At 41.6% G+C, this 11,042-nt stretch carries 16 protein-coding genes and 3 pseudogenes; 4 read left to right on the top strand and 15 right to left on the bottom strand.

Annotated features, from left to right (window positions below; genetic code table 11):
* The 4 genes and pseudogenes from EWV68_RS21560 to EWV68_RS21545 all read right to left on the bottom strand — a co-directional run.
* Positions 1 to 1,184: pseudogene (locus EWV68_RS21560) on the bottom strand (ATP-binding protein); the annotation flags it as partial.
* Between the two features lie 105 nt (positions 1,185 to 1,289).
* Positions 1,290 to 1,478 (bottom strand): annotated as a pseudogene (locus tag EWV68_RS21555) (ATP-binding protein); the annotation flags it as partial.
* A gap of 190 nt (positions 1,479 to 1,668) precedes the next feature.
* Positions 1,669 to 2,088, bottom strand: coding sequence for a PIN domain-containing protein (locus tag EWV68_RS21550; protein WP_287171002.1), 420 nt, complete (start codon positions 2,086 to 2,088; stop codon positions 1,669 to 1,671).
* Positions 2,085 to 2,369 carry a hypothetical protein gene (locus tag EWV68_RS21545; RefSeq protein ID WP_287171000.1) on the bottom strand — a complete coding sequence of 95 codons (285 nt, stop codon included), beginning with the start codon at positions 2,367 to 2,369 and terminating at the stop codon, positions 2,085 to 2,087. The genes EWV68_RS21550 and EWV68_RS21545 overlap by 4 nt, the downstream gene beginning before the upstream one ends.
* 76 nt (positions 2,370 to 2,445) lie before the next feature.
* Here EWV68_RS21545 and EWV68_RS21540 point away from each other — a divergent pair, with 76 nt between their 5' ends.
* Positions 2,446 to 3,036, top strand: coding sequence for a Uma2 family endonuclease (locus tag EWV68_RS21540; protein WP_061432912.1), 591 nt, complete (start codon positions 2,446 to 2,448; stop codon positions 3,034 to 3,036).
* Positions 3,037 to 3,245: 209 nt separating this feature from the next.
* Here the strand turns inward: EWV68_RS21540 and EWV68_RS21535 are convergent, their stop codons facing one another.
* Together EWV68_RS21535 and aroC are read right to left on the bottom strand one after the other, a co-directional pair.
* Positions 3,246 to 4,448: a glycosyltransferase family 4 protein gene (locus tag EWV68_RS21535; RefSeq protein ID WP_287170998.1), complete on the bottom strand. Its 1,203-nt coding sequence runs from the start codon at positions 4,446 to 4,448 to the stop codon at positions 3,246 to 3,248.
* A gap of 13 nt (positions 4,449 to 4,461) precedes the next feature.
* Positions 4,462 to 5,562 carry a chorismate synthase gene (gene aroC, locus EWV68_RS21530; protein ID WP_287170995.1) on the bottom strand — a complete coding sequence of 367 codons (1,101 nt, stop codon included), beginning with the start codon at positions 5,560 to 5,562 and terminating at the stop codon, positions 4,462 to 4,464.
* A gap of 241 nt (positions 5,563 to 5,803) precedes the next feature.
* On the opposite strand from aroC, the gene EWV68_RS22015 reads away from it, so the two are divergent.
* Both EWV68_RS22015 and sfsA read left to right on the top strand, forming a co-directional pair.
* A complete protein-coding gene (locus EWV68_RS22015; protein ID WP_071839390.1) occupies positions 5,804 to 5,992 on the top strand; it encodes a hypothetical protein in 189 nt (62 codons plus the stop codon).
* 80 nt (positions 5,993 to 6,072) lie between these two features.
* On the top strand, positions 6,073 to 6,792 hold the full coding sequence (gene sfsA / locus EWV68_RS21525) for a DNA/RNA nuclease SfsA (protein ID WP_287170993.1): 720 nt from the start codon (positions 6,073 to 6,075) through the stop codon (positions 6,790 to 6,792).
* 128 nt (positions 6,793 to 6,920) lie between these two features.
* Here sfsA and EWV68_RS21520 read toward each other — a convergent pair whose 3' ends face one another.
* From EWV68_RS21520 to EWV68_RS21490, 7 genes are all read right to left on the bottom strand, one after another.
* Complete coding sequence (locus EWV68_RS21520) at positions 6,921 to 7,532, bottom strand: NYN domain-containing protein (protein ID WP_061432916.1); 612 nt, start codon at positions 7,530 to 7,532, stop codon at positions 6,921 to 6,923.
* 21 nt (positions 7,533 to 7,553) lie between these two features.
* Positions 7,554 to 8,222, bottom strand: a complete 669-nt coding sequence (locus EWV68_RS21515; RefSeq protein WP_287170991.1) for an energy-coupling factor ABC transporter ATP-binding protein — start codon at positions 8,220 to 8,222, stop codon at positions 7,554 to 7,556.
* A 515-nt stretch (positions 8,223 to 8,737) separates the two neighbouring features.
* Positions 8,738 to 9,007: a UPF0367 protein family gene (locus tag EWV68_RS21510; RefSeq protein WP_002756830.1), complete on the bottom strand. Its 270-nt coding sequence runs from the start codon at positions 9,005 to 9,007 to the stop codon at positions 8,738 to 8,740.
* A 296-nt stretch (positions 9,008 to 9,303) separates the two neighbouring features.
* Entirely contained in the window at positions 9,304 to 9,522 is a 219-nt protein-coding gene (locus EWV68_RS21505; RefSeq protein WP_158201310.1) for a type II toxin-antitoxin system HicB family antitoxin, read from the bottom strand.
* Positions 9,522 to 9,743: a type II toxin-antitoxin system HicA family toxin gene (locus EWV68_RS21500; protein ID WP_002756832.1), complete on the bottom strand. Its 222-nt coding sequence runs from the start codon at positions 9,741 to 9,743 to the stop codon at positions 9,522 to 9,524. Before EWV68_RS21500 ends, EWV68_RS21505 begins: the two co-directional genes overlap by 1 nt.
* Before the next feature lie 22 nt (positions 9,744 to 9,765).
* The gene (locus tag EWV68_RS21495; RefSeq protein WP_002756833.1) at positions 9,766 to 9,906 is read right to left on the bottom strand and encodes a type II toxin-antitoxin system HicA family toxin; all 141 of its coding nucleotides are present in this window, start codon (positions 9,904 to 9,906) and stop codon (positions 9,766 to 9,768) included.
* 35 nt (positions 9,907 to 9,941) lie between these two features.
* Entirely contained in the window at positions 9,942 to 10,136 is a 195-nt protein-coding gene (locus tag EWV68_RS21490) for a type II toxin-antitoxin system HicB family antitoxin (protein ID WP_061432919.1), read from the bottom strand.
* A 53-nt stretch (positions 10,137 to 10,189) separates the two neighbouring features.
* On the opposite strand from EWV68_RS21490, the gene EWV68_RS21485 reads away from it, so the two are divergent.
* The gene (locus tag EWV68_RS21485) at positions 10,190 to 10,390 is read left to right on the top strand and encodes a hypothetical protein (RefSeq protein ID WP_287170989.1); all 201 of its coding nucleotides are present in this window, start codon (positions 10,190 to 10,192) and stop codon (positions 10,388 to 10,390) included.
* A gap of 257 nt (positions 10,391 to 10,647) precedes the next feature.
* Here the strand turns inward: EWV68_RS21485 and EWV68_RS21480 are convergent, their stop codons facing one another.
* Together EWV68_RS21480 and EWV68_RS21475 are read right to left on the bottom strand one after the other, a co-directional pair.
* Entirely contained in the window at positions 10,648 to 10,932 is a 285-nt protein-coding gene (locus EWV68_RS21480) for a hypothetical protein (RefSeq protein WP_287170987.1), read from the bottom strand.
* 9 nt (positions 10,933 to 10,941) lie between these two features.
* Positions 10,942 to 11,042, bottom strand: a pseudogene (locus EWV68_RS21475) (IS630-like element ISMae26 family transposase); the annotation flags it as partial.

The raw sequence follows: 11,042 nt of genomic DNA, 5'->3' as shown, positions 1-11,042 counted from the left end.
TTATCCCGCCATACTTTTAATTCAATCCCTAAAATTACATCTTTATAACTCAGACATAAATCCATTCTATCGCTACCAATTGCATATTCCCTTTCTAAAACTCCCCCACCATTAACCACACGATGTAAAAAAGCCATTAATACTATATGTGGAGCAATTTCATGATAAGCAGCACTACTTAATAATGGTTCGACCTGTTGTCGCCAAAATTTGAGAAATGCTGTTAATAAAGCATCTATATTTAATTCACCTTTTGCCGTCAACCAACTAGGACTAATTAAAGGTAAACTATCCTGAGTTCCTTGTACTAAAACGCGGGGAATTACTTCACGATATATGGGGTTAGAAATAACTAATCCCCCCATTGGATCACGTCTTAATAATCCTAAATCTATTAAATATTGCCTATCATCTGCTAGGGTATCGGGTAAGGTTTGCCCTGCTAAAATTGGTTCAATAATGTTTCTAACTCGTTTTTCCCTGAGTTTTTCCGCTAAACTATCTAAATGAGTATCTTGACGAGCAATTAATATTTCTTTGGCTGTTAAAATGTGTTTTTTGGTAATAGCAATATTTCTATCTTTTACCATTTTTTCTACAATTTCTTTAGCTAAAGCATTGACTAACCAGGGTTGTCCTTGAGTTAAATCAAACGCTGTTTCTATTGCTTCTGGTGTGAAAATTTGTCCAGTTGCTGCTGTATGTTGTTGATATAATTCTCCTACTTCTTCGAGATTAAAATTTCTCATAGTCAGAGAAGCAACTTTGATATTAAAAGGACTGGATGTATTTAATCTATCACTACCTCCCGATGCTACTTTATAATCTCTCACATCTCGTAAACCAATTAATCCTACTGAGGTCGGGAAATTTTCTGGACGATTAGGAAAACCATCTCTTAACTGTCGTAAAACTGATATTAACGTTTGGTCTTGTAAAGAATCAATTTCATCTATAAATAATACTATGGGACGATTTATCGCTTTTGCCCAACCTCTTAAAAAAGCCTTTATTCTGCTTCCTGTTTCTTCCTGTTGCCATTGTTTAGCAGCTGGTTGTAATTCGGTAGGTAACCTATCTTGAATTGTATTATACCATGCCCCTAAAATCGCTAATTCTGCGGCGCTGGGATCATGATTAAATGCACTTCCTACTTCCGCTGACACCATGACTGCGGCATATTTAATTGATTAGTTCGCTCTAGATCGAAAACAATTAACAAAAATCGCCAAATGTCTTTCTCTATAAGAGTTTCATTCCTTATAACCCTGTACGTTGCATAACACAAACCGAAGAACCGTAAGTTGTTTTGCTAGAGCTAACATTGCTGTGGTTTTCCCTGTTTGTCGTGGTGCGTGAAGGACAAAGTAACTACGTTGTTGAATTAACTCCTCTAAATCTGGTAATCTGACTGTGGGAGAGAGCATATAGTGGATATCGTCTTTACAAGGGCCGGCAATATTAAACCAGCGAGTCATAGGATTTTGGTAATAGGTGAACTCTTTAAGTTTACACATTTTTTATGCTCTTGATACATTATTATAGCAATTCCCATAGTTGTGAGGTACAAAGTCTTAGGTTTTGAGGATTCAGGATTCAGGATTCAGGATTCAGGAGTTAAGATTTTGGTGTACCTCATGAGATTGGGAAACGCTATAAAACCACCAGCTAATGAGAGTTGGTTAATTCCACAATTAATTGTTCAGGAGTGATAATTCTTGGTGTGATAATGGGGAAATCTTGAGGATTACGGGCAATAATTGCATCTAATTGATTAACTACCGCAGTAGAGTATTGAATAGAATCTTCAAAATCCTGAAAATTTGTTGTGAAAGCCATTATAATTGCAGCCTGATTTACTGTAGCAATTTGACAAAAAGTAATTAACTGCTTTAAATAAGTAAGCGTCCAATCTCGACCTCTTGCCTTACGGATAATATAATACAAATCACTAAAAGTTGAGGCGGAAATATAACCTGCAATTGTGCCTTTTTCAATTAGTGATAAAACTTGTTCACTTGCATTCCAAAAAGGTTCTCTTTCTAAGGCATTATCAATAATGATATTAGTATCTATCAGGATTTTCACAGGTTATATTTATCCTTTAAATATTCATATTTAGCTTGATCTGGATCAAAGTCTGCCGGAATGGCAGGGGCATTTTCAAATAAACCCTGAAATGCTTTGATCCTAGATTTTCTTTTTGGTGCTTCTGGTGCTGGTTCAGTGGTTGGGGTTGTGGTATGATCAAGGGTATCTGTGGCTGCCCAGACTACAATTTCCACATTTCCGGGGGGTAAATTCAATGGTTCGGTAATCAGCAAGTTACCAGATTGATCAATTTTTCCTTTGAGTTTGTATGCTTGCATGACGTTTTTTATGATACTCTGTTTTTATATCATATCATAGTCAACAAAATTCACGCTCTAAATTTGGGTTTAAATTATGATAACTACACTCATTGAACGAGAAGCAGAACCAATTTTAATTAGTGACTTAACCTGGAGAGAATTTAAAGCTGTTGAACAGCTAATTGATCGCCCAGGGTTAAGGTTATCTTTTTTAGATGGAGTTTTGGAGATTAGAAAAATGCCAGGGAAAAAACACGAAACCATCAAAGAACGTATTGGTGCTTTACTAGAAATTTATTTAGAATTTTTGGGATTAGATTTTACTCCTACTGGTTCTGTCACCTTAGAAAATGAATTTGAAAAGGTTAAAAGAGAAGGTGATAAATCCTATGAGTTGGGAGCCAATAGAAAACATCCTGATTTAGTGATTGAGGTGGTTGTTAGTAGTGGAGGAATTAATAAACTGGAAGCATACAAACGGTTACAAATCCCTGAAGTTTGGTTTTGGATGAATGATGAGTTATTGTTTTATAGTTTAGGAAATGAGGGATATGAGGCTGTTAGTAAATCGCAACTTTTACCGAATTTAGATGTAGGTTTATTGATGCGTTGTATTAATACAGAAAATCATGCTCAAGCACTGCGGGAATTTAGAGCAGGGATAAAAATTATTGAATCAACATAACCATATAATACTAAATCCGTTAAGTATAGGCTACATATTAGGAGAGGCAATAGGCAATGAGCAAAAGGAGCAATATATAATCAGTCTTTAATAACTGGATTTAGTAGAATATTCCTGCTTGGGAAGGAATTAGGATTGTAAGAGAAAGAATTTAATAGCGATATGAATCCTTTAAAAGACAGTATTTTTGGGAAAATGCTCTCATTTCATCAACTCAATAACCAATCTAGATGATACTGTAAACATTGCTTGAGGTCGTAGCGTTGCTTGATAGTTTCCCTAGCATTTAAACGCAGATTTTGCCAACGCTGGGGATAATCTAACACTTCATCGACGCGATCAGCTATTTGTTGGGGAGAAAAGAAATCCACTAATAAACCATTTTCCCCATCAGTAATTAATTCTCGCACGGGGGGAGTATCGGAACCAATCACCACGCAACCCATGGCCATGGCCTCTAACATTGACCAAGAAAGCACAAAAGGACGAGTAAGATAGATATGGGCTGCCGATGCCTGTAAAACCTGTTTATATTGACCGTAGGGCAGAGAACCGGTAAAATGCACCCGGGATAAATCCAAAGAAAGGCTTTCTAACATCAATTGTTTATAGGTTTTGCCGTCCGGTAGAGTTTTCCCATAAGCAACCCGATCCTCACCGACAATCACCACATGACAGTTAGGCCGACGGGCTAAAATTAGGGAAACAGCCGTCATAAATTGGGGAAAACCGCGATAGGGTTCCATTCCCCGGGTTGCATAGGTGACAATCTCCTTAACACCGGATAAATCTAAACCTATCTCTGGAATCACTAACTGCACATCGGGACGGGGACAGAAATAGTCCGTATCGATGCCATCGTGTAAAACCGTGAGTTTAGAGTGAAATTCTGGGGGAAATTGTTGTTTTTGCCAGATAGTCGGCGATAAACCTCGATCGCAACTGACCAGATCGATCAGGATTGGCGCATTTTTAATTCTAATCCGGGCTTCGGCATCAGCATTAAGGGGATCCGCCGGATCAAAATCAGCATCGGAACCATGGGCATGATAAAACCATTCAAAATAGGCTAAAAACTTAGTTTTCGGGAAAATATCCTTGATAAATAGGCCCGGCCCCCAGCCAGAATGTGCATAGACAATATCGGGATAAAAACCTTGATTTTTCAGTTGTTGGCAAACACCATAAACCGCTTGACCTTGCAAAACCGCACTTTCGAGGGGACGGACATAATGATGGGTTTGGGGAGAAACAGCGCGACTTTCCTTGTAAATAAATTTTTTTACCCCCGCTATCTCTCCCTCTTGCCTGGTAGTGCCGAAAATCACTTGATTTCCGGGTTCTTGAGCCAAAAACGTGATTAAATGGCGAAATTGGGCGGGAAAATTGGAATGAAGGAATAAAAATTTCATCGCGGGTAAAGGTTTAGAAAAAGCGATCGCTAATCGTACATTGTCCCTGAAAACGGAGCAGATGATCGCATAATACCAAAGCCATCATCGCTTCTACCATTGGGACGGCCCGGGGTAAAACGCAAGGATCGTGTCTTCCTTTGGCTGCCAGGGTGGTTTCTTCCCCGCTGCGCGTCACGGTTTTTTGTTCTTTACCGATAGTTGCGGTGGGTTTAAAAGCGGTGCGGATAATAATATTTTCACCGTTACTGATTCCCCCTTGGATACCCCCCGAACGATTGCTAGTGGTGCGAATTTCCCCGTTATCATCGATAAAATACTCGTCATTGTGTTCGCTGCCGGTTAAGAAGGTTCCCGCGAATCCCGATCCGATTTCAAATCCCTTACTCGCGGGTAAGGACATCATCCCTTTAGCTAAATCGGCTTCTAGCTTATCAAAAACGGGTTCTCCTAGACCTTTCGGCACATTTCTGGCTACACATTCCACCACACCGCCGATCGAGTCTTTATTCAGGCGAATTTGGTCGATCAGGGCGATCATTTTGGTGGCCGTTTCCCCGTTGGGACAACGCACTATATTACTTTCCACCTCGTCGAGGGTGACGGTGTTGGGGTCGATGATTGCCTCAATATCTTTAATTCGCTTCACATAGCCGATAATCTCGACATTATAGACAGATTTAAGGATTTTTTTGGCGATCGCTCCTGCGGCCACCCGGCCGATGGTTTCCCGGGCCGAGGATCTGCCTCCTCCTTTCCAGTTGCGAATGCCGTATTTTGCCTCGTAGGTAGCATCCGCGTGGGAAGGTCGGAATTTCTCGGCCATTTCGTTGTAGTCTTGCGAGCGAGCATCCTGATTCCGCACTAAAATAGCGATCGGTGTACCGAGGGTTTTGCCTTCAAAAACGCCCGAAATTATCTCACAAATGTCATTTTCCCGGCGCGGGGTCACGATTCTGCTTTGTCCCGGTTTGCGACGGTCTAAATCGATTTGAATCTCCTCTTCGGAAATTTCTAAGCGCGGAGGACAACCATCGATAACCACTCCTACCCCACCCCCGTGAGATTCTCCAAAAGTGGAAACCCGAAATAGTCGTCCGAAAGTGTTACCCATAATCTCAATGTCTATTAAGCCTCAAGGTTTTATTGTACCTGAGCGGTTATCAGTTATCAGTGATCAGTTATCAGTTATCAGTGATCAGATGTGAGTTTTTAGTGGACAGTCTTAAGTAGAAAATTGCCGTTTTCTTGTCACTGATGCCATTTTTCAAAAGTAATCGCAGAGATGGTTAATTTCCCTTACCCCCACAACCAAAGGGAGAGGGGAGTAAAATGCCGGCTCTCTTATTCTTTGTGTGATAAGTTTAACTTATATAAGACCGATCAATCTTTGTGTCCTTTGTGTCTTTGTGGTTCGTTCCATTTGCTCGCCAGCAGAACTGTATTTTAGAATACATTTTACCCACCAAACCCAAGAGAGTAAAATGCCTGCTACGAATAAAGGAAAATACTATGATTACTGTTTACTGATCACTGTTCACTGATAACTGAAAGGTCTCCTGTCTTCAGGTTAAGCTCCCAAAAAAAGGCTATTCTTTACTTTGTATTCCTCGGCAGAAATTTGATGACTTCTTTGTTAGTTCACACATACCCTTCTCTTGTCAAGGGTATTTTAATTAAACGTTACAAACGCTTTTTTGCCGACATACAACTGGACAACGGAGAATTAATTACGGCCCATTGCGCTAATACCGGACCGATGACAGATGTATGCGTAGAGGGTCAACCGGTTTATCTTTCTCGCAGTGATAACCCGAAGCGAAAATTAGCTTACACCTGGGAGATGATTCAACTGGGGGAGACTTGGGTGGGAGTTAATACCAATCTTCCTAATCAGGTGGTGAAAAATGCCCTGTTGCAAGGAGTTTTTCCCGATTTGGTCAAAAATGAAACCGAAGTGCGATCGGAAGTGGCCTACGGTCAAAATAACGGCAGTAGAATTGATTTTCTTTTGACCCATGGGGATAATTCCCTCACCTATATTGAGGTCAAAAATACCACTTGGAATCAGGGAGAAACGGCACTTTTTCCCGATACTGTCACCACGCGGGGACAGAAGCATTTACAGGAATTAATGGCTTTATTGCCGGCAGCGGAAGCGATTATGCTCTACTTTATTAATCGGGGTGATTGTGACCGATTTGCTCCGGGGGATAGTAAAGATACTAAATACGGGCAGTTATTGCGTCAAGCAGTGGCTAAAGGAGTCAAAGTTTTACCCTGTCGCTTCCAAGTGACACCCACGGGAATTTATTATTTAGGTTTGGCAGAATTGCAGCGGTGAAACCAGTGGTTTAGATGGGCCAGCTTTTGACAAAATCCCCCAGACCGCAACTGACCTTGAAAAGCTTAGAGACACAGTTACCTGTGCCTCTAATGGGGATTTTGTCGATACATATTTGGGGTAATTTGTCAAGGTTTTTGATAACTAATTCCGTGGCGCATTTTCTCTAATTTCTGTTGCACCTGAGCATCGAGAGAATGGAATAAAAAACGCCCTTTGGGACTTTGAGAAGAACTCTGGGATTTTCTCAGACGACGACCGGTTAAATCCACCTCGATTTCGAGACGTTGAGCGGAAATCCACTGGGCCCCATAACCCATAACGGTCATTTTTTGGGCATTATCAGAAGTAGCGACGATAATCCGTCCGATAGCTGGGGCGCGATCGTGCCAAAAATCGGCACAGGTTTTCTCGATATAGGTGTCGGCGGTTTGAGCGTGAGCGGTAAAATAAACCGATAAATGGTTAGTGTAGCGTTCTTGGCTGCCGGGGGTGTCTTGAAGGTAGGAATCGAAGACGATTTGGGTTTGATAACCCTGATGGTGGGTGTAACCGATTAGGGTTTCAATTAACTTGTCTCGCGCCGGTTCGAGACCGTGGCGATCGCTAATTTTTTTCAGGGACGGCCAAGCACCGATGACGTTGTAGCCGTCAACCAGCAGAAGGGAACGATCAGAGGAATTAACCATGGCTTTGAGAGTAATTGGTGTAGCATTAAGGGCAGTTCTAAAAAACAGCATCCTAATGATATTAACAAAAATTTAGGATTCTCCCGCCGCACTTGCCAATAATCTCGCTTTTAATTCTAGGGCATTTCCCTGATCCGTTACCTTGCCACCCTCTAACAAAAATGCTCCATCGCTGTAATCCAATTCATCAAGGCGGTGCGTCACCCAAAGGGCCGTAATCCCCCGGTTTTTGACCAATTTCTGCACTTGAGAGACTAATTCTAACTGGGTATCCCCATCCAAAAGGGCGGTGGGTTCATCAAAGAGTAAAACCTCGCAATGACGAGCTAAAGCCCCCGCAATGGCGATTCTTTGCTTTTGTCCGCCACTGAGAGCATAGATCGGTCGTTTTTCCATTTCTAATAAATTCACCGCCCCTAGGGATTCCCGCACCCGCGCCCGAATTGCCGGCGTGGATAAACCCTCGGATACCAACCCAAAGGCCACATCTGCCCCCACTGTTGGCATAACTAACTGATGGTCGGGATTTTGAAAAACAAAACCGAGGGGGTTAGGTATCTCTATTTCCCCGCGACTAGGTTTTAATAATCCCGCTAAGAGCCGCAGCAGGGTTGATTTACCGCTGCCATTTGTCCCCAACAACATCCAAAATTCTCCTCTGGGAACTTGCAAAGAGCAGCCATTTAATACTGATTTCCCATTCGGCCAGCTAAAGCAGAGGTCTGTTACTTTTATAGTCATGAATTATCAGCCTTTTCAGTTATCAGTTATCAGTTATCAGTTATCAGTTATCAGTTAAGCTAAGACTTATTTAGGGCTTGCTGAATAAATGTGAAATGTAGGCAAGATAGGGTTTTTGTGGCTTTTCTTGCTCCCACAGGTACAAGATTTTGAGAGAATCGTGCTTCCAAACCTTGCGTCTTCATCGGCCCGAGTCCTGTAGGGGCGAAGCATTCGGGCAATAACCTATCGATGAAACCGTAGATTTTCTATCCGAATGCTTCGCCCGTACTTTTTGCCGCAAACCCTATTTAAACCGCTTATTCTTAATGATCAGCCGAATCTCCTCCAATCCCTTTACTGTTGCCTCTTGCAAGAGTGCCTCTTGCCTCGTCTCAACAAGCAATTTAAATTATGAACAGCTTATCAGTTATCAGTTTTGAGTTTTGAGTTTTCAGTGCAAAGTATTATGTAGGTGGTTGGCATTTTCTTGTCACTGATTACTGATTACTGCTCACTGATAACTGATTAAAGAACTATTCTGTGGCTAAAGCGACAAACCCCGGCGCTCTACCGGTGGAGGCAGCCCCGGATTTTTGTGACACAATCACCGCACTGATCTGATCGCTCAAAACCGCCACCTTTTTATCGGTTTGTTTTTCGCAGGTTAATTCTAATAATTCCGGATTTGGCGATCGCATAGCGTTAATAATTGTTTGATACAAAGCGTCTGCTGCTGCTTCTTCCTTGCGCTGCACGGAAATGGGGATGGGGGAGAGTTTTAGGGTAATATCGATCGAATACATAGTTTAGCGTTCCCTTCCAAAAAACAAGTCAAAAACCATTGTATAGCAGGGCTTGGGTGTTGGGGTTTTAGGGTATTAGTGATCAGATGTGGGTTTTCAGTTCAGTGATTGCTGTTCACTGTGCAGATAACCCTAGCATCATCACCGATTAACTCTCGGCAGTCGGTGTGCAGAGGCGTTGTTATGCCCCAGGACCGATCGCGAGTAAGCTAAACGGCTTTTACTTCGGATCACCGATATAGACTCCAAAAGGGTTATAGCTGTTGGATCATGCAGGTTAAGCGCCGTTTAGCTTATCAAGCGATCGATCTTGTTCTGGGTTCGGGAATCACTTCACCTTCTGTCCGCCAGGCTTCCAAGTACATTTCAATCACTTCTTCACCGTTGTGGATAGCCTCTTGACGAGTTTTGCCATGAGTACAAGGCATGACGACAAGATCAGAAAACTCTGGGATCGTTACCAGGAAAAGCTGATCCTCATCAGACCACTGAACAATCATGCTGTATCTATTCATTAATCTCCATCCTCTCGCAACTCTTTCAGTTCAGTCAGTAGTTTTGCCAGTTGTTTTTCTAGGTAAAGTGGGACATCATCTCCATCTTTGCCCGGAATTGTCAGTGTTTTTCCGATCAAAGGATGTCTCCAACGTTCATGGCTACCCTTGCCCCGTTTGGGTAAGTAAACAAATCCTTCACGGACAATTTGAGCTTTCAACTCTCGGATTTTTCTAGGCATGGAAGCATCTGATCATTCTACTCTATTCTCTCACTTCTCTCTTCTTTAAGCCATGTTTAGGAAATGGAACAGTAGTTGCACGTCCATCTTCAGGACAGAATTGTTTATGGGAGCCTTTCTGACGTACCTCAACAAAGCCAAGACTTTCTAAGATACGAACCACTTCCTGTGGTTTCAGAACAGGTATATTGCCGATGGTTACTGTGTACCAACAAATACTGTTTTAAATTTTGTTTGTTCATCCTCAAGGAGCATTTCTATCACTTCACAAAGATTTGTCTGTAATTCATCTAAAGTTTCACCTTGAGAATTTGCTCCGGGAAAACCAGGGACATAACCCACATAAAGATTAGTATCAAAATCTTTTTCTACAACAGCAGTAAATGTGTTCATAACCGATACCTAATTTTTAGGCTGACCAGAATAAAAAATAATGGTTCTTCGGTTTGTCTTATGCAACGTACAGGATTATAAGGAATGAAATTCTTATAGAGAAAGACATTTGGCGATTTTTGTCAATTGTTTTCGATCTAGAGCGAACTAATCAATTAAGTCTCTTGCCAGATAAGGATTTAGTCGATTTATGCCCCCCTATCGAACCATACCAAGTAACGAAGAACCAAAATAATTATGACATAAATATATAAGGATATCGCTCGCACGTCCTAGTATGAACGATTATAATTTAAGGCTAACTTTAGACTGCGATCGCTTGCTTAAAGTCGATAATCTTGGTGCGTTCCCAAGAATTTATTGGCAGAGTAATTAGGCGTTGTCGTGGGGAACGCAGCTTACAAGATCGGCGATCGCTAACGGAAGATTTTTGATTTTTGCAAGAGGTCTATAGTATCAGTCCGTTGCAGCGACGTGTTAGCATCGCTCTCTGGCGATCGCACTTTTGTCATTAAGTGATCGCTGGCTGAAATTGGGGATCTTTTTGAGGAATCTTTGGTATCAGTTTACTAAATTCAATGGTAGACTCACCGCCAAAAGTTCCTTTCTGATCGTAAAATGACCTTAGCATCTCTGCAACAATACGCGCTTTGGCAATATACTTTCCATAACTTTCAGGTTGAATATTAGGGTATTGAGAAATTAAGTCTGTTTCTTCTGTCCGTAATTCATCGATTTTTTGGTTGAGTTCTTCGTAAGACTTTGGATCTGTAACTTTCCCTCCTAGATATAGCAATTCTCTGACTTATGAGGTACAGTAGCAACAGTGAGTAAACCAATTGCGAATATCTTTTTGAGTAACTTCTAACATAGCCAATTCAATCCCTTCTATTAAGTCTTTGTAAG

This window comes from Microcystis sp. M_QC_C_20170808_M9Col (genome assembly GCF_007095495.1).
In the GTDB taxonomy this organism is placed as follows: Bacteria; Cyanobacteriota; Cyanobacteriia; order Cyanobacteriales; family Microcystaceae; genus Microcystis; species Microcystis aeruginosa.
Note: the sequence above shows the minus strand (reverse complement) of the source record. Positions and strands in the feature narration are given on the sequence as shown.

What these genes read in the sequence shown, in the direction of transcription:
- EWV68_RS21520 (WP_061432916.1), bottom strand. Translation starts at nt 7,532, where the DNA reads ATGCTGTTTTTTAGAACTGCCCTTAATGCTACACCAATTACTCTCAAA.
- EWV68_RS21490 (WP_061432919.1), bottom strand. Translation starts at nt 10,136, where the DNA reads ATGAACACATTTACTGCTGTTGTAGAAAAAGATTTTGATACTAATCTT.
- EWV68_RS21535 (WP_287170998.1), bottom strand. Translation starts at nt 4,448, where the DNA reads ATGAAATTTTTATTCCTTCATTCCAATTTTCCCGCCCAATTTCGCCAT.
- EWV68_RS21510 (WP_002756830.1), bottom strand. Translation starts at nt 9,007, where the DNA reads ATGTATTCGATCGATATTACCCTAAAACTCTCCCCCATCCCCATTTCC.
- EWV68_RS21505 (WP_158201310.1), bottom strand. Translation starts at nt 9,522, where the DNA reads ATGAATAGATACAGCATGATTGTTCAGTGGTCTGATGAGGATCAGCTT.
- EWV68_RS21540 (WP_061432912.1), top strand. Translation starts at nt 2,446, where the DNA reads ATGATAACTACACTCATTGAACGAGAAGCAGAACCAATTTTAATTAGT.
- aroC (WP_287170995.1), bottom strand. Translation starts at nt 5,562, where the DNA reads ATGGGTAACACTTTCGGACGACTATTTCGGGTTTCCACTTTTGGAGAA.
- EWV68_RS21545 (WP_287171000.1), bottom strand. Translation starts at nt 2,369, where the DNA reads ATGCAAGCATACAAACTCAAAGGAAAAATTGATCAATCTGGTAACTTG.
- EWV68_RS21515 (WP_287170991.1), bottom strand. Translation starts at nt 8,222, where the DNA reads ATGACTATAAAAGTAACAGACCTCTGCTTTAGCTGGCCGAATGGGAAA.
- sfsA (WP_287170993.1), top strand. Translation starts at nt 6,073, where the DNA reads ATGACTTCTTTGTTAGTTCACACATACCCTTCTCTTGTCAAGGGTATT.
- EWV68_RS21500 (WP_002756832.1), bottom strand. Translation starts at nt 9,743, where the DNA reads ATGCCTAGAAAAATCCGAGAGTTGAAAGCTCAAATTGTCCGTGAAGGA.